The organism is Vreelandella venusta (genome assembly GCF_015689495.1).
GTDB lineage: Bacteria > Pseudomonadota > Gammaproteobacteria > Pseudomonadales > Halomonadaceae > Vreelandella > Vreelandella venusta.
On sequence record NZ_CP065135.1, the window covers coordinates 4,059,485 to 4,085,107 of the forward strand.

The window sequence follows — 25,623 nt, forward strand, 5'->3', positions numbered from 1 at the left end:
GCAGGAATGGGGTTAAATCGCATTCGGCGAGGCGCTGCCCGTAGAAGCGGCATAAAACTGTAAAGAAATCGTTACACTCAGAAAAAAATGCCGAAGCGTGGTGTCTCGCTGTTGTACTTTTCTGACAAACTGTAAACAAATCGTGACAGTTAATTCGCTTGCTACACGCATTTTTTTAAGACTTTTCTTAAGTAGGCTCTTGAATACGGCTTCAGGTGCTGTCTCAAGAGCTGTTTCAAGTGCCGTTTCAAGTATCGTTTCAAGTACCGTCTTGAGCACCAATACCGTAACGTTTGAGTTTATTGGCAATGGTCGTGTGGGAAACACCCAACCGCTTGCCTAACTGGCGGCTGGAGGGGTACTGCTGATACAGCGTACTCAAGATAGTTCGCTCCACCTCGCCTAGCATGTCGCTCAAGCTTCCCTCTAACGGAATACCCGCTAGCTCAGAAGACGCTTCGCTGTGAGGAAGACGCAAATGCACCGGCTGAATGGCTTTCTCTTCACATAGCGACACCGCCTGGAACAATACATTTTCCAACTGACGCACGTTGCCCGGCCAGTCGTAGCGGGTGATTTTTTCCAACGCAGCAGGTGAAAGTTCAGGCAAAGGACAGCCTATCTGGCGCGCCGCACGATCAAGCACATAGCTCGCCAACTCCTCGATGCCGTCCAAACATTCACGTAAGGGAGGGACCTGTAGCAACAGCACATTAAGTCGGTGATAAAGATCCAGTCGAAATAGCCCGTCACTACACAGCTGCGGTAGGTTCTGTTGAGTGGCACAGATCACTCGGACATCCAGGAAGGTTTCCTCGTCGCTCCCCACACGCCGGAAGCCGCCATCCTGAAGAAAACGCAACAGCTTTGTCTGCAGCCGTGGGCTCATTTCACCGACTTCATCGAGAAACACGGTGCCGCCTTCGTTAAGCTCCAGAAGCCCAAGCTTGCCTTCTGGCCGAGCGCCTTCAAAAGCACCCGGCGCATAACCGAAAAGCTCTGTCTCGGCCATTGATTCTGGCAGCCCGGCACAGTTGAGCACCACAAACGGCGCTTGCCCGCGATGGCTTGCCAAATGGCAGGCTCTGGCGACCAGTTCTTTCCCAGTTCCCGTTTCCCCTACAATCAGCAACGGCGCATCCAGTGGCGCCATGCGCCGCGCCTCATTGATCACGGCGGCCAGTCGTGAACTCGACTGAAAGATGGCCTCAAAGCCACGCAGCTCCTGGCGCTGCACCTGATAAATACGAGCCCCGATACGGTCGGCACGGTGCAATGTCACCACCGCTCCGGCTAATGAATCCACCTTAGTATCTTCGGTGTGCAGTGGTGCAATATCGGCGAGATAGGTATCGCCCTTCAGCTTAATCCGCAGCCCATTGATTCGTGAGTTGTTGCGTCGAATCACCTCAGGAAGATCGACTTCGTCAAGGTAGCGATCCAGCGATAGCCCTGGCACTTCTTGAACGCGTACCCCCAATACCTGAACGGCGATACGATTGGCCGCTACAATGCGACCCTGCATATCTATCGACATCACGGGGTCAGACAGCGAAGACAGCAATGCATCCAACTCCAAATGACGACGCTCGCTGGGCATCAAGCTCGCACGTTTGACGCCAAACACCCCTGGAATAGCTTCCAGTGCCGGTTTAAGCGTACTCAGTTGAGCATTAAGCAACTTCGGGACATGCAAGTAGATGGTATTGCCCTGCTCGCCGCCAACTTCGCCCCGCGCGACATTTATTCGGTAGTCAGCAAACTGGGCCACTATATCGCGAAGAATACCGATCCGGTTCTGACAGTAAAATTTTAGACGCATAGCACCCTCACCACACAAAACTAACGTAGTTGCTTAGGCCTGCCTGAAAAACCAGTGACTTCGGACATCGCTTAGCCACCGCTCACCGGCAGCCCCTGCTCTTCTTTCATACTCCGCAGTATGATTTCAGAGCGAACCTGGGTGACATTAGGATGAGGTAATAAGTGGTGGTGAATAAAGTCTGAAAACTCGGTGAGATCCTTGGCGATCACATGCAGTACATAATCCGCATCCCCCGACACAGAATAAGCCTCACGCACCATGGCGTGCTTTGTCAGTAACGTTACAAAATCATCATCCATGCTCTCACCATGCGCTTTGAGATTAACGCGAGTAATCGCACGCAAGCCAAACCCTAGGCTGGAGGCATCAAGCCTCGCCGAATATCCCTTAATCACCCCTTCAGCTTCTAGCCGCGCTTTGCGCCGGGAGCACTGAGAGGGAGACAGGCTGACACGTTCTCCCAACTCTGAATTGGTGAGGTCTGAGTTCTTCTGCAAAACTGATAAAATTGCAAGATCATATCGATCCAAAGAAATTCCGTGCATACAACACTCCAGTCACGCACAAGCTGTGCGCTATTTGGCGTTATCTTAGGTTAGTTTGCAACCTAATTGCACCATCTCTTCCCTATACTGAGCCTGTTCACTTACAAGATAATAATAGGAGAGACAGCGATGGGACCTTTTCCTCATGACGCGCCAAACGTAACCATAAGCGATGCAAACCCAGCGGGCACCGATGGTTTTGAATTTGTTGAATTTGCCCATCCTGAGCCGGAAAAGTTAGACAGCCTGTTTCGGCAAATGGGCTTCGTCCCCGTTGCAAAACACCGTGACAAGTCAGTCACCGTTTATCGTCAGGGTGATATTAACTATCTGCTTAACAGCGAGCCTAACTCCCATGCGTCAGCGTTTATTGAGGCGCACGGCCCCTGTGCACCGGCCATGGCTTGGCGCGTTGTTGATGCTCAGCACGCCCTAAAACGTGCCGTTGAGTTAGGGGCTGAAGAGTTCACTGGCAATAAATCTATCGATGCGCCAGCGGTTGTCGGTATTGGTGGCTCGCTGCTTTACTTTATTGATACGTATGGCGATAAAGGTAGCTGTTACGCAAATGAGTTTGACTGGTTAGACGAGGTAGATCCTAAGCCTAAAGGGTTTGGCTTTTACTATCTTGACCACCTCACTCATAACGTTATTCGCGGCAATATGGACACATGGTATAAGTTTTATCATGACACCTTTAACTTCCGCGAAATACGCTACTTTGATATCGCTGGTAAAGTTACCGGCCTTACTAGCCGCGCATTAACTTCTCCCGATGGCAAAATTCGCATTCCGATTAACGAAAGTGCTGACGATCATAGCCAAATTGAGGAGTACTTGCGCGAGTACAATGGCGAAGGTATTCAGCATATCGCCATTGCAACGAACGATATCTATACCGGCACGGATTCCATCGCTGATGCAGGGCTTGAGTTTATGCCTGGTCCGCCGAGCATCTATTATGAAAAATCACTTGAGCGCGTAAAAGGTCACCAAGAGCCTCTCGATAAACTTCGTAACCGCGGCATTTTGATTGATGGCGAAGGTGTCGTGGGCGGTGGCGAAACCAGAATTTTGCTACAAATTTTCTCTAAAACAGTGATTGGCCCGATCTTCTTCGAGTTTATCCAGCGTAAAGGCGATGATGGATTTGGAGAGGGCAATTTTAAAGCTCTGTTCGAATCCATCGAAGAGGACCAAATTAACCGCGGCGTGTTACAAAGCACTGCAGAATAGCAAAAACGCTTAATAACATAATTAGCGCTGACGAAAAGGAAACACTGTGCAAGACGCTTGGCGTAACTATGCAAATGCCCCCCAAGAGGGGGCTATTGTTTGCCCTTCTCATCTTATAGAAGAAGGCAATGCACACTGCATAGAAGTTATTAGTAACGACACACCTTTCCCAATGATTGTAACGCGCATAAATGGTGTCATTTATTGCTACGTTAATGCCTGCCCCCACCAATACTTACCATTAAATTACCGGTCGGACAGCATCATTTCGTCAGATGGGCACCGCTTACTATGCAGTGCCCATGGCGCAGCATTCGATATTAAAACAGGCAACTGCTTAGCAGGTGCTTTTGATAATCTTGACGCAATACCGGTGTTTGAAGACCCGCAAGGCAATGTTTGCATTGGCTGATGCTAGATTAAGCCCTGCGATAATGGCCTCAGGCGGCCTATCGCAGGGCTTATCGCTTACAGCGTGAGGCCGAGCAACAGGTAAGCAGCCAAGGAGAGTATGGCAACGGCAAGCGCAAAGGGAATTTGCGTCTTGATATGGTCGATATGGTCAGAAGCAGCCCCTGTTGAGGCAAGCACTGAGGTATCCGACAACGGCGAACAGTGATCCCCGAATACCCCGCCACCCGCTACGGCTGCCACCGTGGCATATACCAGCGGTGTCAGCATATCGCTGCTGAAGTTGAATGCCAGCGGCACAGCCAGCGGCATCATGATCGCGAAGGTGCCCCAAGAGGTACCGGTTGAAAAGGCGATAACGGCAGCGATAAGGAATGTCATCGCTGGCAGTAATGCCGGTGTCAGCCAGCCACCGGTGGCTTCAACGATATAGCTGGCCGTGCCCATATCTTTGGAAAGCTGATTCAACGAATAGGCTAACGCCAGAATAATAATGGCTGGCATTACCCCCTTCATCCCGGCCATCGAGGTTTTCATAATGTCGTTGAAGGGAATGCCCTGAAGGCGCATAACGATACCGAGAAACACAGAAGCCGCCAGAAACGCTTCCATAGTTTTGGCCGAATCCATCACGATAAAGGTGCCGACAGCAACGCCGATCACCACCAGCACCGGGGCGAAAAAATTCCAGAATAGGTTGGTACGCGCACCATCATAAGGCGGAATTTCTGTCAGCTCCTCGCCCACCAGTGGTTCTGCCCCATCACGCAGTACTTTGCCCTCTTCCTGAGCGCGACGCTCGGCTTCGCGCATCGGTCCAAACAGTGGAATAACACCGACAATGACCAGCCCCACGACCAGCACTGAGAGCCATGCATAGAGGTTAAAGGGAACCGCATGTAGAAACACGCCCATCGCCTGAGCAGCATTTTCGATGGGCCCCATGCCAATCAGTAAGCCAGAAATAAACACCGCCCAGCCGGTAATCGGAACCATCACACTCACCGGAGCGGAAGTGGAGTCCGCGATATACGCCAGCTTTTCCCGCGATACTCGATAGCGATCCGTCAGGCCACGCATGGTGCTACCGACAAACAAGGGGCTGAAATAGTCGCTGAAGAAAACGAACATGCCCATCACCCAGGCAATCAACTGAACCCTTACCCGTGACAAAGCACGGCGTTCCACCCAAGCGGTAAAGTTCTGAATCGCCCCTGTGCGTTGGAAGAACGCGATCACTGTGCCAATGAAAAGCTCCAACAGCAGTATCCAGGAAAAACTGGTGGTGCCCAGGGTTTCCTTTAACAGCGTGGGAAAGCCCATCAAGCCATTGCCCAGGGTAATCACTCCAACGAAACAGGCGACTGCCAGCGAAAAAACGGTGTTGCGGGTAATAAATGCCAGCACAATAGCCAACGCCGCCGGCATGATGGACAGCAGCCCAATATGATCTTGAGGATCCATTGTCATCTCTCTTTTTTATAATGGTGAGTGGGGATCAAGTTTCTTGCTTTGCCTTACGGCGCTCCATTTCACTGGTCAGGTAGAAACCCAACCGACGCAGGGGATCGGGTGGCATCCAACTCGCCTTGCCGAATAACGACGCAATATTTTCGACCGGCTGCCCCATGGCATGGCGCGCCAGGGCATCGCCAAGGAAGGTACCCTTGACGATACCGCCGCCATTACACCCCGCTGACACATACAAACCGGGCTGGATCTCCCCCCACAGTGGCGCGCCGTTATAGGTCAGCCCGGTGGTCCCTCCCCAGACCTTATCGAAGCGCACTGGGGTGAGTTCGGGATAGCGCGCCTCAAGGCTCGCTTTCAGTTCAGCCTCAATACGGGCGTTATCGGCTTCGCGCTCATAGCTGTAACGCGAACGAATCATCAAGCGCCCATCGGCGGTGGTGCGCAGCGTACAACCCAAACGATGCGCGGGTAGCAGCCCCCAGGTCGTCGCAGCAATGCGTTGTCGTTCAAGCTCTGGTAGGGGCTCGGTAATCGCGGCATAGGTATAAATAGCGGTTAGCCGCGAAAGGTCTGCACCCAAGGCTCTAGAAAACGCGTTATTGGCGAGGATTACCTGCCCAGCCGTTACTTCGCCTTCGGGTGTGGTGACACGCCACTTTTTGCCATCAGGCTTGATTTGAGTCGCGGGCGAGTGCTCATGCAGTTCGATTCCGGCTTCTAATGAATCCGCTAAACCAACAATCAATGCTGCAGGCTGCACCAGATAACAGTCCGGTGAATAAATACCCTGTGTGTAGTAGCGCGTGCCAATTCGCTCAGCCAGTTGGCTACCGCTCAAGGTCTGGTAAGAAAGGCCTGCAGCGTTAAGAAAAGCTTCATACTGGGCCAAGGCACGCTGGCCTATCGCACTGCGGGCAGCGCGATAAGTGCCGCTACGTTCAAGTTGGCAGTCAATTCCCAGCCGTTCGACCCGCTCGCGCAGTAGCGCCATGGTTTGTCGGCTTAACGCGTTCAGTGTCTCCATGCGCTCAAGTTCTTCGGGACGAGCATCATTGGCTAAAGCGATTTCCAGCATGAAACCAGAGTTACGCCCTGGGCTACCTTCACCTACTTGGTCGGCCTCAAGAATTTTGATGCGGTCTTCAGGCCGCGCCTGCTGCCAAGCCGTAGCTGCCGCGAAGCCGGTGTAACCAGCCCCGATGATGACGACATCCGCCTCAGCTTGGCCACGCAAGGCGGGGCTCGGCTGGCGCTCTGGGAGCCAGGCGTTCCAGCCGCACAGGCGCTGATGTGATGGATGCGTGGGTTGTGGCATGACGATTTAATCCAAATACAGTAGGCCGTGGGCCTGGTTAACCATAGCGGCGACTTCTTCTTGCATGCCCTGGAGCACCTCCTGTTTATGGGCCGCTGTCATACGAGACTTGAGCATTGAGCAGCTCATGGCCCCCAAGGGGTGACCACTATGGTCGAGAATAGGAATGGCTAAGCCGCAGTATTCCGGGAGCAGAGAGCCTTCAACGCCACGGGCGTAGCCATGTGTTAGTAGATGATTAATCTCGGCTTCGACATCGGCGGTGGCAATCGCGTAATCATCCCGCAAGCGTGTCGCGTTGTGGTCGAGAATCTCGCTTCGCTCCTCCGCGCCGAGATACGCGAGCAAAGCAATCGACGCTTGACCGACACCCAGCGGTAAGCGCCCTCCCGTCGCCCTAACAAAACTGCCCACCGGATAAGCACCGTTCTGCACTTCCAGGCAGACCGCGTAGATACCATCGCGGGCGAACAGATAGAAACTGTCTCCCCAGCGCTGTGCCAACGCCAGCAATCTCGGCCGAGCCAAGTCTCTCAACCCAGCGCCATTGCCCGCCTGGGCACCAAGCACCAGCAGCTCATAACCCAGCAGGTAACGCCCCCGAATGGGAGAAGAGCGTAAAAACCCTTGCTGCTTGAGACCTTTTAACAACCGATAGAGCGTAGGACGACTGAAGCTCAATTCATTCAGATAGTCGTCAACACTCGCACCGCGATGTCCGCCCCGTGCAGTAACTTGCAGTATCTGCATAGCATGAACGAGCGTAGCGGGGCCTGATGAGGTGATGTTTTCATTTACCGGCATTATGGTTATCGTTGTTTGTCTAGATGCGCTAGAACATAGCAAGACAAATTCGCGAGTTCATCTCACTAGATGAGACACAACCATTTTCATGCGATAAATCAGGCATGCGGCAACTGCTTCTGTCGGGCAACCCGGATCATTGCCTATCATTTTGTCTATTCACTGGTGCCTGCTGTCGCTGAACAGTCACACCGCCAAGGCATAGTGTTGGCACACAAGGAGGATGGCAAACGATGGGGCGTAACCAAACAGCACTCAATGCCTTACTTCTACTGCTGCCACGGCTGGCTCATTTTGCCTGGCGTGTCGTGTGTCACTTCTTGAAGAACCGCGGCATCCTGCTTGCCGGTGGGGTGGGCTACAATATTCTGCTCTCTATCGTGCCGCTATTTGCAGTATTGGTTGTGCTATTGACCCAAGTGGTGGATCAACAACATTTACTCAGCGTTCTTGCTGTACAAGCGCGCCACCTAGCACCGGCCCATGCCGAAGTATTGATGGATGCTGTCCGCAGTCTGCTGGAGTCTCGCGACGTCATCGGCATTCTTAGCTTACCCATTCTACTGCTCTTCAGCTCCTTCGCCTTTCGCATGCTTGAAGATGCTCTGGCGATTATCTTCCATACGCCAGAAAGCCCCCACATCAAGCGCAGTGTGTGGGTTTCCGTGACGTTGCCTTACGCTTTTATGCTGGTGCTCGGAGCGGGACTACTGGCTTTAACACTGGTCGTCACCCTGGCCAGCTCGCTCAATACGCTGATGATGGCGCTCTTTGAGCGGCAGCTGCCGTTTGCAGGGTTTTCCGAACCAGTCCTGAACTTATTCAGTTTTGCTGGGGTTTTCTTATTGTTTAGCGCTGTCTACAAGGTGCTGCCGGTGGTGCGTATCGCGTTACGCCGAGCGGTAATCGGCGGTTTCGTCGCGGCACTGCTATGGGAGGGCGTGCGGCTGCTACTGGTCTACTATTTCACTCACCTGTCGTTCGTCAACGCTGTTTACGGGTCCTTAGCAACGCTGGTGATTGTGCTGCTCAGCCTGGAAGTCGGTGCCATCATTTTGCTGCTGGGCGCGCAGGTCATTGCTGAGTTAGAGCGTAATACACGCCTCGGCTTACCTTGGCATATTGACCCAGACCGACAACCCATCACCCACGTTGATTAAGACGTTACATTGAAATGCCGCCATCTTTTGATGGCGGCATTTATTTGAGCGCTATTTATAAGAGGGCTGCCCCCTTTATGCTCGCCTAATATCAGGCCATTGTATGAGCCATCTGGCGGTCACGTCTGGCACTCCACACCAGCGTTATTAAAAACAGTGCCAAGCCCACGAAGTCCAGCAGTAAGTTTCCATGGGGCCACAGCATTAAGGCGCCAATCGGGAACATGGCTAGGCGCAGCCACCAGGGCAACTCGCTTTCCAGATAGCCTTCCAACCCTGCGATAATGGCGTAAATACCGAACAACGCGAAGGCAAACACCACCAACATTTCGGTCGGCGTCCCGGTGATCATTGGCGACCACACAAACAGCAAGGGAATGATGTAGAGGCCCTTGGCGATTTTCCAAGCGGTAAAACCGGTACGCATAGGTGGCGTTTTGGCAATCGCCGCCGCAGCGAAGGCGGTAAGGCATACCGGCGGAGTCACGTTGGAGTCCTGAGATAGCCAGAAAATCACCATATGCGCCGCCACTAACATCATTGATATCGTATGCGGCGAAAGCGCTTGTTCGTAAAGCTGTGTACGGAAATCGTCCGGTACCAAGGCCAGTAGTTGTTGAGCACTGGCAGCATCCATCGGGGCATTCAGCGCTTCTAAGGCATCTGGCGCGGCAAGCATAAAGATCGTTCGTGCCTGCTCGGGCAAATCACCGGCCATAATCAGTTCTAACAGCTGGCTTTGTGCCATCAGACCATACAACGCTGGTGCCGATAGTGTGCCCAATACGATATAAGCGGCCGTCACCGGCAACCCCATTCCCAGTACCAGAGAGGCCAGCGCGATCAACACAATGGTAACCAACAGACTACCGCCCGCCCAATCTGAGATCATCAACGAAAAGATGTTACCAATGCCGGTCGTCGACACCACGTTGACGATCAAGCCAACTGTCAGCAGTAGGATGGCGGTGGAAACCATGTTGCGGGTGCCCAGTACCAAAGCGTCGATAATTGCCTGAAGCTTCATGGGTGAACGTGATAGCCAGGAAGCAACGACCACCGACACGATAGCGATACCGGCAGCGTAAGTGGGGGTGAAGCCATTGATAAGGGCGACGACCAGCACCACGAGCGGTAACAGATAGTGCCAACCACCTTTCAAAACATCAATCAGCTTTGGAGCTTGCTCCATTTCTACCTGATGAGTACCGCTACGCTTGGCTTCGATACGCACGAACATGGCCACCGAGAGAAAGTACAGCAGCGCAGGAAGCGCAGCGACCCCGATGATGGTGAGATATGACACCTGGGTGTAAGAGGCCATGATAAAAGCCCCCGCCCCCATAACGGGAGGCATAAGCTGGCCTCCGGTTGAAGCAGCGGCTTCAACGCCGGCCGCAAAACGCGGTGGAAAGCCCGCTTTACGCATTAAGGGAATAGTGATCACACCGGTAGAGACCGTATTGGCTACGCTGGAGCCAGACACCGACCCCATAAGCCCTGAAGCGAATACCGCTACAAATCCCGGGCCACCAACAAAGCGACCCGCGGCACAACGTGCCAGCTCGATGATGAACTCCCCAGCCCCCGAACGCACCAGGAAGGCACCAAAGAGAATGAACATGAAAACATAGGACCAGGAAATCCGGGCAATCGAGCCCAGCATGCCGTCACCGCCGAGAAAGCTACGAAACAGCACGGTTTCCCAGTTCAGCCCAGGGAAATTGAACACCCCACCTACATAGCGCCCCCACCAGGCAACGTACGTCAGTGCAATGATACATAGCAGCGGAATAAACCAGCCGGTAGTCCGGCGGGCAAATTCGAGTACCAATGCCAAGGCGGTAATCGATACGATCCAGTCAGCCAGGGAAAAGCGTACCCCACGGGCATAAAGTGCATCCTCAAAACCGATTAAATAGAACGCACAGCCTAGGGCGGCTAGCCCAAGACACACATCAACAGCGAGTAATAGGCGCTGACCGCTAGCCGAGCGCGCTTTGAACATCGGCACGGAAAGCGCACACAACAGGCCGAACATACCGAAGTGTAATGCACTAACCCAAATTTCTGAGACAGTGCCCAGGGTATTGAAATAGATATGTGAGAAAGCAACGACGATGGCGAGCAAGCTCAGAATCCGCCCAAGCCAGGGATGTTCAAGGCGCTCTGAAGCGCTGCTTGCGGATTCATCGCGCACCGTATCAGGTGTCGAATGACTCATGGTGTACCTCATGAAACGAAGTCAGGCATAGGGAGGCCATCCGCCCGGCTTATGCCAGGCAGATGCAGGGCGATAGGCCTTCAGCCTTCGAGAAGATGCTCAGGAATTTCAATGCCTTGTTCACGGAAATAGCGCGCGGCACCGGCATGCAGTGGTATCGGCAGACCGTCGAGCGCTTTTTCCAGAGCCATATCACGCGTCGCTGGGTGAATGTTGTTTAGAAACGGTAGGTTCTCGAACATGGCTTTGGTGATCTGGTACACATGCTCCTCAGGAACATCGGCGTTAACCACCAAAATATTGGGCTGGGAAATGGTATTGATCGGGGCTTCCTGGCCAGGGTAAGTGTCGGCAGGAATTTCGAAAGCGCTCCACACTGGGTACTGGCTGTTAATGCGCTCAAGTTGTTCAGCGGTCACATTCAGAGTGGTAATGTCATCGCCCATATTGGCATAGGCGCTGGTCACGGCAGAGGCCGGAACGCCTGCCGGTATGTTCATACCATCGATATTGCCGTTCTGCATGGAGTCAGCGCTGGCACTGTAGCCCAGGTAGGCGATATCCATCTGCTCCGGATCAATCTCCAGACCGGCAAGAATTTGCCGACCAGAGCCTTCGGTACCGGAATTGCGCGCCCCAATGGAGAAACCGCGCCCGTATAGCTGGGCCAAGTCATCAATGGTGCCAGTATCGACCAGTGCGTCACGCATCACAAAGTGTTCGACGTTCTGCCACAGCATAGAAACTGAGCGTACGTTGTCATAGGCTTTGGGCACTGGCCCCTCACCGGACCATGCCCAAGCGCCGTAGAGCGCTTGCAGAATGCCGAATTGAGCCTGGTTGTCATCCATCAGGCGCAAGTTTTCCGCTGAACCCGCCGAGCTGATGGCGGAAACGGAGATGCCGTGGGTAGGCTCGAGCTTGACACGTATCAGTGTAGAAAGCGCGACGCCTACTGGATAGAACGTGCCACCGGTGGTGGCAGTGCCCATGATGTATTGTCCGCCCTCGGTAGGTTCCTGGGCGGTAACAGCGGAGGCACTGACGCCGAATGCAGCGGCGGTAGCGAGACAAAGAGCGGTTTTAAGAAATTGGCGTTTCAGCATGGTGTTGCTCCCAGCTTATTAGAATTGTTGGAGTAATCACTACTCCTTCCCCAATAGAGCGAGAAGCTAGCCAACTTTAAACAAAGATATAAAAATCAATACATTATAATTTCACTCCTACGACAAAAGGCGAAGACGCCGGAGTGACCACCGGCCATTTTTTGCCGATGGTTTTTGCTCTCATCGGCAAAAAATGGCCGATGAATCAGCCCTAGCGCATTAACTTTTGAATCAACCGTTTAGGTCGCGAGAAAGTCTTCGCGGCGCAACTGGTGACGCTGCATTTTCTGATTGAGTGTACGGCGAGGCAGATCGAGTTCGTCGAGTACCGCTTGAATATTGCCATGATGGCGCTGTAGCGCTTCTTTCAAGACAGTAGCCTCAAATACTTCCATACGCACAGAGAGTGCAGACGCTTGGTGTGACGGCATAGATGAGCGCTGCCAGGGCAGATCCAGCCCAAGAATAAAGCGCGTGGCAATATTGCGCAGTTCGCGGAGGTTTCCAGGCCACCGATGATTACCGAGGGCAGTCAGCAGCTCTGTGGTGGGTTCGCGTAGCGGCCTTTCGTGAACATCAGCGGCTTGATGGCAGAAGTGACGAAACAGCAAGGGAATATCTTCGCGGCGCTCACGCAAGGGGGGAATCGCCAGCTCGGCAATCGCCAAGCGATAATAAAGATCCTCGCGAAAATCTCCTTGCGAGGCCATTTGCAGCAAGTTCTCTTTACTGGCCGCCACGACCCGAAGATGAAGGTGGATAACTTGGTTGCTGCCTAACCGGGTAATTTCACCTTCCTGCAGTGCGCGCAACAGCTTAACCTGGGCAGACAGTGGCAGTGATTCTATTTCATCCAAAAAGAGGGTGCCGTGGCTAGCGGTTTCCAGCAGGCCTATACGCCGCTCTCCCGCCCCGGTAAAGGCGCCTTTTTCATGCCCGAATAGCTCTGATTCGATTAATTCACTGTTCATGGCGCCACAGTTCAACGCCACAAAAGCGCCTTGGCTACCGCTGCCAAAGTCGTGCAAGGCGCGAGCCACAACCTCCTTGCCGCTGCCCGTTTCACCATTGATAACCACGTTGGCGCGGCTAGCAGCTAAGTTTTCCACTTGGCGCCGTAGCACTTGCATCAGCGCAGAGTCGCCGAGCAGGCGCGTGCTTAAATAGTTATGCCGTAATGCCTGCTGTAACTGCAGGTTTTCCAGCGCCAGGGCCCGATGCTCTAGTGCTCGTCGTACACACTCTTCAAGGCGTTCAGGGTCGAAGGGCTTTTGCACAAAGTCCCAAGCCCCCTGCTGAATCGCTGCAACCGCCATGGGGACATCGCCGTGGCCTGTGATCAGAATCACCGGAGGCGGCGTATCGAGTGCTTGCACGGCGGCAAACAAGGCCAAGCCATCCATCTCGGGCATCTTGATATCACTGACGACGACGCCGCACGGCTGGCCGTTTTGAAGTGCATTCAGCGCCTTACCGGCACTTGAAAACGTGCGAACCTCTAATCCCGACACCTCCAACCATTGGCTAAGAGAGTCACGGACATCAGCTTCATCGTCCACTAGCCAGACAGGCAGAGAAGCAGCCGATAGTCGAGCTAAGGTGCTAGAAGATGCTTGCGTCATGAAGGAGTCTCCTCAGCATGCGGTAGTGTCAGACGAAACCAAGCGCCCCCAGCGGGGTGATTACCAGCGCTGAGTTTACCGCCAAGATCCTGAGCAATGCCGTAACTAATAAACAGCCCCAGCCCTAAGCCTTCCCCAACCGGTTTAGTCGTAAAGAATGGGTCGAACATCTGCTCGATCACTTCTTGGGGCAAGCCTGGGCCATTGTCATGAATCGTCAACTGCACTTGCTCCGCAGTGATCTCAACATGCAGACAAATGACCCCATTGGGTATGTCGTTCAACGCATCCAGCGCATTACGCAGCAGGTTAGTGAGCAACTGCTCAAGGCGAACGTCATCGCCACGTACCCAGAGTGACTGTGGCCAATCGCCGTCACGCTCCAAACGCACTTTTTGCTGCTGGAAACGCTCCTCCAATAGTTCTAGTACGAAGTTCAGGCTGGCGGGAAGATCCACACTCTCCCGGCTCTCGCCCTTGCGAGCAAACAGCTTTAGCTGCTCGATTAGCCGGGCGAGGCGTTTGCTTAATACCTGAATACGTTGGAAGTTGTCGCCTGCCATTTCCTGACGGCCAAGCGCCAACAACCGCTCACCGTTAGCAGCATAAGTACGGATGCCTGAAAGAGGTTGATTAAGCTCATGGGCAATGCCTGCCGCCATGGTCCCCAAGGCGGCCAATTTACCCGCTTGAACCAGTTCAGCTTGCGCATCCTCTAAGGCCTGGGTGCGTTCCTGGACACGTTCTTCCAAACGAATATTGGTTTGCTGGATGATTTTCGCCTGAGCATCGCGCATGTGTTGGCGTTTTTGGCGTTCACGCAACCACAAGCCAAACAACAAAAGAGCGGAAAGCGTGACTAAACCCGCCAGAAATACATTGCGAGCACTGATATAAAGTGGGCGCACCGGGCTGAGATAATGCATCGACCAACCCAGTGTCGCAAGCGGCAGGGAAGCGACCAGAAAGCGCTCGCCTCCTCCTTGTGCTTGGTTGCCTATTACCAGCGTATCGTCATGCAGGCGCTGGCCGAGTGGGGAAAGCGGTTTATCGAGAAATTGACGTTGGGCGCTAATCTGCGCCAAAGCATCATCAGAAAGCCCATCTATGTGCTGAAACCGCCACTGCTCGCGGCTAGAAAGTATCACAACGCCATTAGCGTCCGACAAAATAACGTGCTCTTGTGCTCGACGCCAATCCTCTTGAAGCGCTTCCAGTGAGACCTTAACCACCAAGACACCCGCAGAGGCAGTGTCGTCGCCAAGCGTAACGACATAAGAGGTGAAATAACCCGGCTGTCCAGTTGTATCACCAATCGCAAAGAATTCACCGCTACCGCTCTGCATGGCATCGTAAAAATAGGGGCGAAAGTGGTAATCGTGGCCAATGAAACTTTGCTCGAGTGCATAGTTGCTGCTGGCCAGGGTGACGCCTTGCTCATTCATCAGAAAGATGGCGTCAGCGCCCGAACGCTCAGCGACCTCTGCCAAGTGCTGATTAACAGGCGACAGCAATAGCTCACTAGGTTCGCGCAGGGCAGCCTGGACTAAAGGCTGCTGGGCCAGTAAGTCAGGCAGGTAGTTAAAGCGCTCAAGCGCACCTTGCAGGCTGCTGGTGTAGAGCGCTAGACGCGTATTCGCGTGACGCTGGGCATCCGCTTCGGCGTGGCTGTATTGCCAATGCCATAACCACCATAACCCTAAAAGGCTCAGCACGATTAAAGAGGCCAGAACCAGCGCATACAGCCAAATCTTTCTGCTCACTGTGGGTTTGCCTTAACGGTCGAGTTGATCAGACCTAAGAGCTTATCACCCAGGCGTAAGCACTCCCATTGTCGAAGGTATCTCTAACGCTCTCCGACGCCGCGGCAAACTTATCACTATACGGTTGCCACTGGCGTCACCGGCGAGCCAATGGCGCCTGGCAGCCGAAGCGGCGGCGCCGTCAGCAAGAACCGGTTGCGCTGGCGGCTATGCAACCATTCCGCTAAATCTTTCAGGTACCATAACTCCGCCAGCGGCAATCCGAGTTTGAACAGGCAGTGGTGGTGCAAAGGAAGTTTAGAGCAACAACTCGGCGCCAACTCACGATCCAAGTTTTCTACCGCATAATTATCCGCACAGATCGCCGCAATGCCGCTGTCAGTGATCCACTCCAGCAAGGCCGAATCACTGCCATCAAGCACTGCCCCGGTGTTTTTCAACACTTCAGGCTGCGGCGTACCCTGCATATCCAACAATGCCTCGGCGAACCCTGTGCGTAATACCAGCATATCGCCGCGCTCCACCACCACGTTTAGCTGTTTCAGCGCATCCATCAACTCCAGATGCCCTACCAGCGTTCTTCCTGCACCGAAAACTCTCACCAAATCGACCAATACAGCTCGCCCCTGCATGCCATGTGCCGCCAGTGTCTCGATTCCCAGGCGTTTAGCATAGGAGTCGTGCCATTGGGCCGACTCTCCGCTCAGATCGAGCACATCCTGCTCGGCCAGGTAGCCGTTGTAGTAGCGGCGTTCCGGCGTACCATCACCATCGCCATCGAACAAAGCGCCCACATGAGCCAGGGAGTCCCACTGTGTAGAGTACTGCAACGATAGCTGAACTTGATCATCGCTGATGACGTCATGCAGCGCGGGGCTATGAGTCGCCAGAGGGAAGTTGATGTATTGGTCATCACCCAAGGCTGTCGGCGTTAGCTTCGGAGGCGAGCGACGGGGGTTCAATACTTTTCCACCGGGGATATCCAGAGGTAACGACAAGCAGAATGTCACCCCTTCGTGGACTTCCTTAACACCTTTGAGCACCTGCTCGGTATCGATCAGATTGACTCGCCCCAGTTGATCGTCAGGGCCAAACTCGCCCCAATTGCTACCTTCAGGACGTTTCTTCCAGCGAGGCTGATTCATGGCTTGTCTCCACCGGCATGTTGGGTAGCGATTTCAATGATACGTTGCAGGTTTTCCCGCTCCCGGGCCTGGTGCTGAGTCCGCGTCTCATCACTCCACTGGTAGAAACCTCGTCCAGCCTTGGCACCTAGGCGACCTTGGGCAACGTACTCTTCAAGCAGAGCGGCAGGTTGCTGGCGTGCTTCGAGATCCGCATAGAGGTAATGGGCAATATTCAGGTGGGTGTCCAATCCGTTAAGGTCGCGCTGACATAAGGGTCCATTCAGCGCCATACGCACGCCAATGGAGTACTGCACGATATCATCCAGCGCTTCGGCCTCTACTACCCCTTTTTCCAACAGGGAAAGACATTCGCGCATCACCGCATGCTGGATCCGGTTAGCGACGAAACCAGGTACACAGGTATTCAGTACCGCTGGGCGTTTTCCCCAACGCTTTAGCCAACCGCACACCTTTTCCACTACCGCCGCTTCGGTATGGCTGCCTGGCACCACTTCCACGGCGGGTATGATATCCGCCGGGTTGAAGAAGTGCGTCCCCAGGAACCGTTGCGGCACTCGCATGGCACTTCCGATGTCATCAATCGGAATGCCCGATGTATTGGTCACGATGATACAAGTATCGGCCACTTCAGACTCGATTTGCGCCACGACCTTTCGCTTAATCGCGACGTTTTCTGTCACGCTCTCGATGACAAAATCAGCACTCTTCGCCACCTGCAAATCCGTGGTAAAGCGAATAATCTCGGCACTCTCTCCCACATTCAAGCGACTGGCTTCCAATACCTTCGGGTTGGTATCAACCACAGTGACCTTGACACCATGCGTCGCCATTAACTTGGCCAGCGTAGTGCCCATGGTTCCCGCACCTACCACAGCAGCTTGCAATGAACCGTCCTGCATCAGTATTTCCTCCTTCGCCTAGCTTGAGACCATTCAAGTGCTAGACAAATGTCGCATTGAATAAAGTTGGTCTTAGGTCAAAGATCACCAACGAAAAACGAACTTATGTGCGCTATGCGTACATAATAGCCAATGACAGACACGCCGACAATAAGAGGGCTTCCTATGAATGCGCTGGCAAATTTCTTCACCCGGCTCGTTAACCGCTACATGCCCGATCCTCTCGTCATCGCTATCCTTCTAACCATGCTCACAATGCTCCTGGCAGTGCTAATGCAGGGCACCAGTCCCTTGAATGCAGTGCGTTATTGGGGCGATGGTTTCTGGGACTTGCTGGCCTTCAGCATGCAAATGACGGTCATCCTCCTAGCGGGCTATATCCTGGCCAAAACTCCCTTGGTTGACGGCATACTCAACCGCGTCGCGGCACGCGTCACAACGCCCTTCGTCGCGATTATTGTTGCCACTCTGGTGGGAGGTATCGGTAGCTGGCTAAACTGGGGTTTCGGCTTGGTCATCGGCGGTATAGTCGCCCAGAAGTTGGCGCTTAACGTGAAAGGCTTACATTACCCTCTAGTGATCGCTGCGGCGTATTCTGGCTTTGCTCTTTATGGTATCGGCCTGTCTGGCAGCGTGCCGCTACTGATCGCCACCGAAGGGCACTTTCTTCAGGATACGATTGGATTAATCCCACTGAGCGAAACAATTTTCTCGCCCATTCTTTTGATCACCAGCGCCCTCATTCTTCTCACTCTTCCTTTCTTCAATGCCTGGCTGCATCCCAAGCAAGCCGAAGATATCGTCGAAATCGATCCAGCCACGGTAGCCAAGCCCTCCGCAGCCCCGCTGCCCGACGACACAAAAACCACCATCGCCGAACGTTTGAATCGCAGCAAAGTGGTGGGCATTGGCATCGGCGCGCTAGGCATGCTGTATATTGCGCTGTATGCATTCGATGGCGGTTCGCTTAACCTCAATACCGTCAATTTCGCCTTCTTGTTTTTGGGGATATTGCTATTTGCCTCGCCTGCCAACTACCTAGCCGCCTTGGCGGATGGGATTCGTATCGTCTCTGGCATCATCGTGCAGTACCCTTTCTACGCCGGGATCATGGGAATTCTCGTGGGATCAGGGCTGGTGGTTTCGTTCGCCAATACCTTCGTTGATATATCCAGTGCGCAAACCTTGCCTATTTGGTCATTCATCAGCGGCGCCATCATCAACCTGCTGGCACCATCCGGTGGCGGCCAATGGGCTGTCCAAGGTCCCGTTATGGTTCAAGCCGCCACAGAACTTGGTGCTTCCCAGGCAGCCACGGCGCTTGCCGTCCAAATCGGTGACCAATGGAGCAACATGGTTCAGCCGTTCTGGATCCTACCGGTGCTAGCCATCTCCGGCTTAAAGTTACGTGATGTGATGGGCTACATGGTGCTGATCCTAATCTACCTCGGGGTCATCTACGCCAGCGCGATGCTGATCTGGGGCTACCTCGGCGCCTAACCATTCTTGTCCACTCTTAACGACTCTTGACTTACGGGACTGCCCCATGCCTTTTTTGATCGAAACCTTCGACAAGCCCGACTGTCAGGCCCTACGCCTGGAGGTACGCCAAGCCCATCTGGAGTATCTGGATGCCAACGTAGTGACCTTGCTGGCCTGTGGCGCCAAGCTTTCTGATGATGGAGAAACGGCGTCTGGCGGTATCTACCTAGTCGACTTGGATAGCCGCGAGGAGGCCGAGCACTTCATCGAGTCCGACCCATTCCACCAGGCGGGGCTATTTGCCGAGGTTAAAATCGTGCGCTGGCGACAAGCCTATTTAAATCGAAAAAACACTCTGTAGCGCGAATACCTGTAGCACAACTACCCATGGAGAAGTGCAATGCTGTTTCATGTAGAAATGGTCGTAAAACTGCCGTCGGATATGCCCGCCGAGCAAGTGGCTGACATCAAAGCAAAGGAGAAAGCCTACTCTCAGGAGCTACAACGGCAAGGCAAATGGCGCCACCTATGGCGGATCGCTGGCAGTTACGCCAACGTCAGCATCTTCGACGTCAGTGACAATGCTGAACTCCACGATCTGATTAGCGGTTTGCCGCTGTTTCCTTATATGGATATCCATGTAAAGCCATTATGCCGTCATCCCTCTTCTGTACACCAAGGTGACGCGTAATAGCTAACGAGCGCGGCAGATCGTCGAATCTACAGAAGCGCTAACGCCATGCCCACCAACCGCTAGAGCATCGTAGTGTGTCTCTAGCGGTTGGTGGGCATGAGGGGTATGTGGTTATAGGAGTGCTTCTCTCTGCCTATACCTACTTGCGAGCCTCCAGTCCGAAGGCTTACGCCACACTGTGGTTCGAGGCGGTTAAAAGCACAGCCATAAGTTTTTGCGCAAACAGCACCGGAGCCTCTACCGACGGCACATGACCCACACCGTCAAATATCTCCAACGGTGCGCCGTCGAGTTCCGCAGCCAGAGCTTCCAGCGTCGCGGGCGGCGTGGCCATATCTTCGCTGCCGCCAAACAGCTGTATCCTGACCTTATGAGAGGCGCTCTTACCAGAAAGCTTTCCAGAAAACGTATCACGACCAAGCATTTCGCACAGTTGGGCGTAAGATTCATCGTCGCCACGGCCCATCTGTGTGCACCAGCCCGCTTTCAGCGCAGGGCTTGCTTCAAACGCCTGTGGTGCGAACCAGCGCGGCACGATCTCTTCAGACATCGCTGCCAAGCCTTCTTGACGCACCCGCCCTGCGCGGGTGTTCCAGAGATCAGGATTGCCGATCACTGCGCCGGTGTTGGTCAGCGTAGCGGAGAGCAGCCGGTCGCTATGTTCAGCGATCAACTGCTGGCCAACCACACCGCCAATGGAGGTACCGGCAAAATGAAAGCGCTGCGCGCCCGCAAGTTCTACCAGCGCCAATGCCTCCGCCGCTAGATCAGCAGGGGTGATTTGTGCACCGCTGGCCGCCTGGCTGGCACCGTGGCCGGGGAGATCCCAGGTTAGCACCCGATAGCGAGGCAGCAGTGCGGGAATCACGTCATCCCATACTGCCTGGCTCATGCCCAAAGGGTGCGCCAGTACGACCAGCGGGTTCACTTCGGCGCCGAGCAGGCGGTAAGCCACACTGCGGCCGTTAATGGTATGAAATGCCATGACGGTCTCCGTTAAACGCGTTCAATCAGCGTGGCAATGCCCTGGCCCACACCCACGCACATGGTACATAGCGCGTAGCGCTTGCCGCTGTTTTGCAGCTCATGGGCAGCGGTCATTAACAGACGCGCACCGGACATACCCAGCGGGTGGCCCAGAGCAATCGCGCCGCCGTTGGGGTTCACGCGGGGGTCGTCGTCTTTAAGGCCCAAGTCGCGCATACAGGCCAGCGCCTGGGCGGCAAACGCTTCGTTGAACTCAAACACATCAATATCGTCCATGGTGATACCGGTACGTTTGAGCAGTTTTTGCACAGCGGGTACCGGGCCATAGCCCATGATGCGCGGCTCAACGCCAGCGGTGGCCATGCCGATGATTTTCGCCATCGGCTTAAGACCGTGTTGCTTAACCGCGGCTTCGCTGGCTACTAGCATGGCGGCAGCGCCATCGTTAACTCCCGAGGCGTTGCCAGCGGTGACGCTACCGCCTTCACGGAAGGGCGTGGGTAAACCGGCCAGTTTTTCCAGGGAGGTTTCGCGCAGATGCTCGTCCTGATCAAAGACCAGCGGTTCCTGCTTACGGCGCGGGATCTCGATGGCGGTGATTTCCTGGGCAAAGCGCCCCGCTTTTTGGGCGGCGGAGGCTTTCTGCTGGGAGCGCAGAGCAAAGGCGTCCTGATCTTCCCGAGAGATAGCGAACTGCTCGGCGACGTTTTCGGCGGTTTCCGGCATCGAATCCACCCCAAACGCTTTCTTCATCAGCGGGTTGATAAAGCGCCAGCCAATGGTGGTGTCTTCGATCTTTTGAGTGCGAGCAAAGGCGCTATCGGCCTTGCCCATCACGTAGGGCGCTCGCGACATCGACTCTACGCCACCGGCTAGTGCCAGTTCCATTTCGCCTGCTTTAATCGCACGAAATGCCGTGCCCACTGCGTCCATTCCCGAGCCACACAGGCGGTTCATGGTCGTGCCGGGTACCGAGGTCGGGATGCCCGCCAGCAGCGACGACATACGCGCCACGTTGCGGTTGTCCTCTCCCGCCTGATTGGCGCAGCCCATAAACACTTCATCAATGGCGGCCGGATCAAGATCCGGTGCTTGTGCCAACACAGCTTTAAAAATCGTTGCGGCAAAATCATCGGGGCGCACGCTGGCCAAGGTGCCAGCGAATCGACCAATGGCAGTGCGGCGCGGGTGGCATAAATAGACATCACTCATACAAAGCTCCTTATTCACCCGCGTGGGCCCGCTCGGTGCGTGCTTTCAGTTCGCGCAATATTTTAAGCTCGTTGGAATTCGGTTCCGGCGTGCTCTCTAACTGTTCGGCAAAGCGTATATCCCAGCCGGTCGCATCAGTCACTTGTTCACGGGTGACGCCAGGATGCAGCGATACCACTACCAGCTCTTTGGTATCCGGATCGGGCTTCATCACGCACAGGTCAGTAATGACACGGGTAGGGCCTTTGCCAATATTAGGCACGTTATCGCGCCCCTTGCCGTCACGTCCAAAGCCTAGCGTGGTGATGAAATCGACATCTTTCACAAAGGCGCGCTTGGAGTGCTTCAGGGTAATAAACACTTCACCAGCGTTGGTGGCGATTTCTGGCGCACCGCCGCCCCCTGGCAAACGAACCTTGGGGGCTTTGTAATCACCGATCAGCGTGGTATTGAGGTTAGCAAAGCGGTCGATTTGTGCGGTGCCTAAAAAGCCCACGCTCACTTTGCCGCCCTGCAGCCAATAGCGGAACATCTCTGGCACGGCCACCGTGGTCAGCGCTGACTCGCACAGCTCACCGTCACCAATAGAGAGCGGCAGAATCTCAGGCTTGGTTTGCAGGGTGCCGGACTCATAAATCAGCACTACCTCAGGCGCGTGGGTTAGGCGTGCCAAGTTGGCGGCTTCAGAAGGCAGACCAATACCGACAAAACAGGTCATGCCGTTTTCTAACGCACGGGCAGCGGTTACAGTCATCATTTCAGAAGAGGTGTATTCCTGACTCATTAGGCTTGCTCCTCTGCACCGTAGATATTCTTGTCGATCCATTGCGTAAAGGTATCGCGGTCACGTGCAATGGCATCCCACTCTTTATAGAAGCGGTTGCTACGACCGTAGTAGCCATGGGTATACGAAGGCAACGCGCCCTTTTCTGCCACGGCAACGGCACTAATCGCCCAGCCAGGAATCACGCAAGCATTGGGATGGGCGTTCAGGTCATCGACAATCTCTTCCACAGTGACAATGCTGTGCTTAGCAGCCAGCACCGCCTCTTTCTGCACGCCAACAATACCTTCTACCAATACATTGCCCTGGCGATCCGCCCGCTGGGCGTGAATGATCGAGACATCTGGGCGCACTGAGGGCACAGCGGCTAAGCGCTCCCCCGTAAACGGGCACTCAATAAATTTGATTTGATCATTCACGCTCGGCAGCTCACTACCGACATAGCCACGCAGCACAGCCATTGGCAGGCCAGCAGCCCCAGCCTCAAAGGCACAGGCCATCGCAGCATGGCTGTGCTCAAGAATCTCAATTTTGCACGGCCAGCCTTTCTCAACTGCATCACGCAGCCGGTGAAGCGAGCCAACACCGGGGTTACCACCCCAGGAAAAAATCACTTTCTTGGCACAGCCAGCGCCGATCAACTGGTCATAGATGATATCGGGAGTCATGCGGATAAGCGTCAGATCACGCTTTTTCTGACGGATAACTTCGTGACCAGCGGCAAACGGAATAAGGTGGGTAAAACCTTCCATGGCAACGGTGGCGCCATCTTCGACGTAGCGCGCTACCGCGTCATGCAAGCCCATGAACTCAGCCATAGGTCTCCTCCTGGTAGTGACTTTCGACAAGTTCGAATAACGAACTTTGTTTTGTATTGCGAACAATTTACTCTCGTCATATTCACTCGTCAAATCCCACTGAGCATGCATACAAAAGGGGAGGCTAAGCCTCCCCTTTTGTATGCATCGGTAAAAACTCTATAATTTCAGTTAATTACTCGCCTTTCAGCCAAGCAGCCACACGCACTACTTGGCGTAAGCTACTACCAAGGTATAGCGCTGGATCACAGGCATCACGCAGCGCTTCATAAGTGACATGAGCCATTCCTAGCAGCACACTGTCTATTTACAGTGCCCACGCGCTAACGGCGGAGCATACACATTCAGTAATGCGTCTGGGTAAATGCCTTTGCGCGCGACACCTTTGGCGGCATCATTGCCAGGATAAATACCGTCATTTACTTAAGGAGAAGGTATCTTTAAAGTCCTTGTACTGCTTTTTGCCTTCGTACGGCTTCGCGTATCGTTTAAACGCAGGATTTTATGACGGCGTTTAAAGCAGCCTGGTAACCCTCTGTCCCAAGCCCCGCAATGACCCCATCTGCCCGCTTCGAGACATAGGAGTGATGACGAAAGCTTTCGCGTTTATGAACGTTTGAGATATGCACCTCAATGACCTTACCTTCAAAGGCATTAAGCGCATCCAGGATAGCGACAGACGTATGGGTATAGGCGGCCGGGTTGATGATAATAGCCAGTGTGCCATCAAGACGCGCCGCATGGATGGCATCAATTAATTCGCCCTCGTGATTACTTTGAAAACAGCTTATATCCCAGCCCTGCTTCTCAGCAATTTCAGCCAAAGTGTTATTAACATCATCTAGCGTCTCATAGCCGTAAATGTCTGGTTGGCGAACGCCTAAAAGATTTAAATTAGGTCCGTGCAGGACCGTTACTTTTGGTTGTCCCACTGCTTATCTCCTTTCGTCGCATTACGTCATTGCCGGCAGTCGCTATGCCTTTAATAACGTGCCGTTGAGTGCTGAATCTGTCTTCATAATGTCTAAAAATCGCTCAATTAAGCGCTATTTGAACAACATACTATATTGGCTATGTGCTAGTAAGGTTATTTCAACGAGGGGGCACTGATGGAAGGAAAAGGCTAAAACCTGATGAGCGCGGCTTCGTAACAGCGAGCATCCGTTAAACCCAAGCAAGCCGCCTGTAGCAAACACTTCAGCTAGACGGCTCATCATAAACAGCTGGATATAAATTTATACCAATCAGTCGTCCACCCAAAAGAGAGACGATAGCTGGTCTATTAGATCTGAAAACTATTCCTCACTTCATCTCAAAACCTTTATCAATAAGAAACTCTTGCATATGCGAACGTAGCTTTTGATTAAAAAGTGGGGCTAAACTCTGCGACCAGTCTGAAACTTTATTTCCTCCTTTGCGGGTCTGGTAATAGTGATGCATGGTGAGATTAAAAGCATTCACATGTTCTGAATCATCACTGTATCTGTTCTTTTTAACGATAGCTTCAACGGGTAACCGCGGCTTAATATCCGGATCTTGTGCAGGATAACCAATACACATACCAAAGACAGGGTATACATGGTGTGGCAAACTTAGTAGTTCGCTCACGGCTTGTGGATTATTGCGTATACCTCCTATGTAGCAAATTCCTAGCCCTTCAGACTCCGCCGCAATCGCGATGTTTTGTGCTACCAGTGAAACGTCTACCGTAGCAACCAAAAGCTGCTCGGTCATACCACTAACGACGTTTTCTCCTGTGCTTCTCGCCGCTTCAAGTGGACGCTTCATATCGGCACAAAAAACTAGGAAATCACTACTGCTCGCTACGTATTTTTGCCCACCTGTCAGCTCGACTAACTGGTCGCGTAAATGCTTATCGGTGACATGTATTATGCTATATGCCTGTATATGGCTGGAGGTTGCTGCTGCTTGCCCGGTACGAATCAGTTCTATCAATAACTCCGGCGGAATTTCTCGCTCTTCAAACTCTCTAATTGAGCGATGAGATTTCAATAGTTTAATCGTGTCGTTCATTATGCACGCCTATATAATAATGTTTAATTGGTGTTCAACATTACAGCCTACCCTAAAGCACTGGCAGAACCTCGCAAAGAT

Annotated in this window: 23 protein-coding genes; 6 read left to right on the forward strand and 17 right to left on the reverse strand. The window is 53.6% G+C overall.

The window, feature by feature from the left end; genetic code table 11:
- Positions 1-259 precede the first annotated feature (259 nt).
- Both IR195_RS18690 and IR195_RS18695 read right to left on the reverse strand, forming a co-directional pair.
- Positions 260-1,822, reverse strand: coding sequence for a sigma-54-dependent transcriptional regulator (locus tag IR195_RS18690; RefSeq protein WP_206048303.1), 1,563 nt, complete (start codon positions 1,820-1,822; stop codon positions 260-262).
- Between the two features lie 71 nt (positions 1,823-1,893).
- Complete coding sequence (locus tag IR195_RS18695) at positions 1,894-2,370, reverse strand: Lrp/AsnC family transcriptional regulator (protein ID WP_125752476.1); 477 nt, start codon at positions 2,368-2,370, stop codon at positions 1,894-1,896.
- A 129-nt stretch (positions 2,371-2,499) separates the two neighbouring features.
- Here IR195_RS18695 and hppD point away from each other — a divergent pair, with 129 nt between their 5' ends.
- Complete coding sequence (hppD, locus tag IR195_RS18700) at positions 2,500-3,606, forward strand: 4-hydroxyphenylpyruvate dioxygenase (protein WP_125752479.1); 1,107 nt, start codon at positions 2,500-2,502, stop codon at positions 3,604-3,606.
- 46 nt (positions 3,607-3,652) lie between these two features.
- A complete protein-coding gene (locus tag IR195_RS18705; RefSeq protein WP_146944954.1) occupies positions 3,653-4,018 on the forward strand; it encodes a Rieske (2Fe-2S) protein in 366 nt (121 codons plus the stop codon).
- Positions 4,019-4,074: 56 nt separating this feature from the next.
- Here IR195_RS18705 and IR195_RS18710 read toward each other — a convergent pair whose 3' ends face one another.
- Genes IR195_RS18710 through IR195_RS18720 form a run of 3 tightly spaced genes read right to left on the reverse strand, consistent with a single transcriptional unit; the run spans position 4,075 to position 7,609 of the window.
- A complete protein-coding gene (locus IR195_RS18710) occupies positions 4,075-5,481 on the reverse strand; it encodes a Na+/H+ antiporter NhaC family protein (protein ID WP_120386155.1) in 1,407 nt (468 codons plus the stop codon).
- A 34-nt stretch (positions 5,482-5,515) separates the two neighbouring features.
- On the reverse strand, positions 5,516-6,805 hold the full coding sequence (locus IR195_RS18715) for an NAD(P)/FAD-dependent oxidoreductase (protein WP_206048304.1): 1,290 nt from the start codon (positions 6,803-6,805) through the stop codon (positions 5,516-5,518).
- A gap of 6 nt (positions 6,806-6,811) precedes the next feature.
- Positions 6,812-7,609, reverse strand: coding sequence for an IclR family transcriptional regulator (locus tag IR195_RS18720; RefSeq protein WP_241006766.1), 798 nt, complete (start codon positions 7,607-7,609; stop codon positions 6,812-6,814).
- Between the two features lie 233 nt (positions 7,610-7,842).
- On the opposite strand from IR195_RS18720, the gene IR195_RS18725 reads away from it, so the two are divergent.
- On the forward strand, positions 7,843-8,769 hold the full coding sequence (locus IR195_RS18725; RefSeq protein WP_206048305.1) for a YihY/virulence factor BrkB family protein: 927 nt from the start codon (positions 7,843-7,845) through the stop codon (positions 8,767-8,769).
- A gap of 91 nt (positions 8,770-8,860) precedes the next feature.
- On the opposite strand, the gene IR195_RS18730 is transcribed toward IR195_RS18725, so the two are convergent.
- The 6 genes from IR195_RS18730 to IR195_RS18755 all read right to left on the reverse strand — a co-directional run bounded on the left by IR195_RS18730 (position 8,861) and on the right by IR195_RS18755 (position 17,531).
- Entirely contained in the window at positions 8,861-10,993 is a 2,133-nt protein-coding gene (locus tag IR195_RS18730; RefSeq protein ID WP_125752497.1) for a TRAP transporter permease, read from the reverse strand.
- Positions 10,994-11,073: 80 nt separating this feature from the next.
- Positions 11,074-12,099 carry a TAXI family TRAP transporter solute-binding subunit gene (locus IR195_RS18735; RefSeq protein WP_125752500.1) on the reverse strand — a complete coding sequence of 342 codons (1,026 nt, stop codon included), beginning with the start codon at positions 12,097-12,099 and terminating at the stop codon, positions 11,074-11,076.
- 239 nt (positions 12,100-12,338) lie between these two features.
- Complete coding sequence (locus tag IR195_RS18740) at positions 12,339-13,721, reverse strand: sigma-54-dependent transcriptional regulator (RefSeq protein WP_206048306.1); 1,383 nt, start codon at positions 13,719-13,721, stop codon at positions 12,339-12,341.
- The gene (locus IR195_RS18745) at positions 13,718-15,484 is read right to left on the reverse strand and encodes a sensor histidine kinase (protein ID WP_125752506.1); all 1,767 of its coding nucleotides are present in this window, start codon (positions 15,482-15,484) and stop codon (positions 13,718-13,720) included. Before IR195_RS18745 ends, IR195_RS18740 begins: the two co-directional genes overlap by 4 nt.
- 116 nt (positions 15,485-15,600) lie before the next feature.
- Complete coding sequence (locus IR195_RS18750) at positions 15,601-16,629, reverse strand: cyclase family protein (RefSeq protein ID WP_206048307.1); 1,029 nt, start codon at positions 16,627-16,629, stop codon at positions 15,601-15,603.
- Positions 16,626-17,531 carry a 3-hydroxyacyl-CoA dehydrogenase NAD-binding domain-containing protein gene (locus tag IR195_RS18755; protein WP_125752512.1) on the reverse strand — a complete coding sequence of 302 codons (906 nt, stop codon included), beginning with the start codon at positions 17,529-17,531 and terminating at the stop codon, positions 16,626-16,628. Before IR195_RS18755 ends, IR195_RS18750 begins: the two co-directional genes overlap by 4 nt.
- Before the next feature lie 165 nt (positions 17,532-17,696).
- On the opposite strand from IR195_RS18755, the gene IR195_RS18760 reads away from it, so the two are divergent.
- Genes IR195_RS18760 through catC form a run of 3 tightly spaced genes read left to right on the forward strand, consistent with a single transcriptional unit; the run spans position 17,697 to position 19,704 of the window.
- Entirely contained in the window at positions 17,697-19,031 is a 1,335-nt protein-coding gene (locus tag IR195_RS18760) for a short-chain fatty acid transporter (RefSeq protein WP_206048308.1), read from the forward strand.
- Positions 19,032-19,077: 46 nt separating this feature from the next.
- Complete coding sequence (locus tag IR195_RS18765; protein ID WP_125752518.1) at positions 19,078-19,374, forward strand: YciI family protein; 297 nt, start codon at positions 19,078-19,080, stop codon at positions 19,372-19,374.
- A gap of 39 nt (positions 19,375-19,413) precedes the next feature.
- A complete protein-coding gene (catC, locus tag IR195_RS18770) occupies positions 19,414-19,704 on the forward strand; it encodes a muconolactone Delta-isomerase (RefSeq protein WP_125752521.1) in 291 nt (96 codons plus the stop codon).
- A 169-nt stretch (positions 19,705-19,873) separates the two neighbouring features.
- Here catC and IR195_RS18775 read toward each other — a convergent pair whose 3' ends face one another.
- From IR195_RS18775 to nfsA, 6 genes are all read right to left on the reverse strand, one after another.
- Complete coding sequence (locus IR195_RS18775; protein ID WP_241006767.1) at positions 19,874-20,692, reverse strand: alpha/beta fold hydrolase; 819 nt, start codon at positions 20,690-20,692, stop codon at positions 19,874-19,876.
- Between the two features lie 11 nt (positions 20,693-20,703).
- Entirely contained in the window at positions 20,704-21,906 is a 1,203-nt protein-coding gene (gene pcaF / locus IR195_RS18780) for a 3-oxoadipyl-CoA thiolase (RefSeq protein ID WP_206048309.1), read from the reverse strand.
- 10 nt (positions 21,907-21,916) lie between these two features.
- Positions 21,917-22,690: a CoA-transferase subunit beta gene (locus IR195_RS18785; RefSeq protein ID WP_206048310.1), complete on the reverse strand. Its 774-nt coding sequence runs from the start codon at positions 22,688-22,690 to the stop codon at positions 21,917-21,919.
- A complete protein-coding gene (locus IR195_RS18790) occupies positions 22,690-23,508 on the reverse strand; it encodes a CoA transferase subunit A (protein ID WP_125752534.1) in 819 nt (272 codons plus the stop codon). The genes IR195_RS18785 and IR195_RS18790 overlap by 1 nt, the downstream gene beginning before the upstream one ends.
- 488 nt (positions 23,509-23,996) lie before the next feature.
- The gene (gene aroQ, locus IR195_RS18795; protein ID WP_206048311.1) at positions 23,997-24,440 is read right to left on the reverse strand and encodes a type II 3-dehydroquinate dehydratase; all 444 of its coding nucleotides are present in this window, start codon (positions 24,438-24,440) and stop codon (positions 23,997-23,999) included.
- A 370-nt stretch (positions 24,441-24,810) separates the two neighbouring features.
- Positions 24,811-25,542, reverse strand: a complete 732-nt coding sequence (nfsA, locus tag IR195_RS18800; RefSeq protein WP_206048312.1) for an oxygen-insensitive NADPH nitroreductase — start codon at positions 25,540-25,542, stop codon at positions 24,811-24,813.
- Between the last annotated feature and the right edge of the window lie 81 nt (positions 25,543-25,623).

Coding starts and splice junctions, on each gene's coding strand:
- IR195_RS18690 (WP_206048303.1), bottom strand. CDS start 1,822: ATGCGTCTAAAATTTTACTGTCAGAACCGGATCGGTATTCTTCGCGAT.
- IR195_RS18695 (WP_125752476.1), bottom strand. CDS start 2,370: ATGCACGGAATTTCTTTGGATCGATATGATCTTGCAATTTTATCAGTT.
- hppD (WP_125752479.1), top strand. CDS start 2,500: ATGGGACCTTTTCCTCATGACGCGCCAAACGTAACCATAAGCGATGCA.
- IR195_RS18710 (WP_120386155.1), bottom strand. CDS start 5,481: ATGGATCCTCAAGATCATATTGGGCTGCTGTCCATCATGCCGGCGGCG.
- IR195_RS18715 (WP_206048304.1), bottom strand. CDS start 6,805: ATGCCACAACCCACGCATCCATCACATCAGCGCCTGTGCGGCTGGAAC.
- IR195_RS18720 (WP_241006766.1), bottom strand. CDS start 7,609: ATGCCGGTAAATGAAAACATCACCTCATCAGGCCCCGCTACGCTCGTT.
- IR195_RS18725 (WP_206048305.1), top strand. CDS start 7,843: ATGGGGCGTAACCAAACAGCACTCAATGCCTTACTTCTACTGCTGCCA.
- IR195_RS18730 (WP_125752497.1), bottom strand. CDS start 10,993: ATGAGTCATTCGACACCTGATACGGTGCGCGATGAATCCGCAAGCAGC.
- IR195_RS18735 (WP_125752500.1), bottom strand. CDS start 12,099: ATGCTGAAACGCCAATTTCTTAAAACCGCTCTTTGTCTCGCTACCGCC.
- IR195_RS18740 (WP_206048306.1), bottom strand. CDS start 13,721: ATGACGCAAGCATCTTCTAGCACCTTAGCTCGACTATCGGCTGCTTCT.
- IR195_RS18750 (WP_206048307.1), bottom strand. CDS start 16,629: ATGAATCAGCCTCGCTGGAAGAAACGTCCTGAAGGTAGCAATTGGGGC.
- IR195_RS18755 (WP_125752512.1), bottom strand. CDS start 17,531: ATGCAGGACGGTTCATTGCAAGCTGCTGTGGTAGGTGCGGGAACCATG.
- IR195_RS18760 (WP_206048308.1), top strand. CDS start 17,697: ATGAATGCGCTGGCAAATTTCTTCACCCGGCTCGTTAACCGCTACATG.
- IR195_RS18765 (WP_125752518.1), top strand. CDS start 19,078: ATGCCTTTTTTGATCGAAACCTTCGACAAGCCCGACTGTCAGGCCCTA.
- catC (WP_125752521.1), top strand. CDS start 19,414: ATGCTGTTTCATGTAGAAATGGTCGTAAAACTGCCGTCGGATATGCCC.
- IR195_RS18775 (WP_241006767.1), bottom strand. CDS start 20,692: ATGGCATTTCATACCATTAACGGCCGCAGTGTGGCTTACCGCCTGCTC.
- pcaF (WP_206048309.1), bottom strand. CDS start 21,906: ATGAGTGATGTCTATTTATGCCACCCGCGCCGCACTGCCATTGGTCGA.
- IR195_RS18785 (WP_206048310.1), bottom strand. CDS start 22,690: ATGAGTCAGGAATACACCTCTTCTGAAATGATGACTGTAACCGCTGCC.
- IR195_RS18790 (WP_125752534.1), bottom strand. CDS start 23,508: ATGGCTGAGTTCATGGGCTTGCATGACGCGGTAGCGCGCTACGTCGAA.
- nfsA (WP_206048312.1), bottom strand. CDS start 25,542: ATGAACGACACGATTAAACTATTGAAATCTCATCGCTCAATTAGAGAG.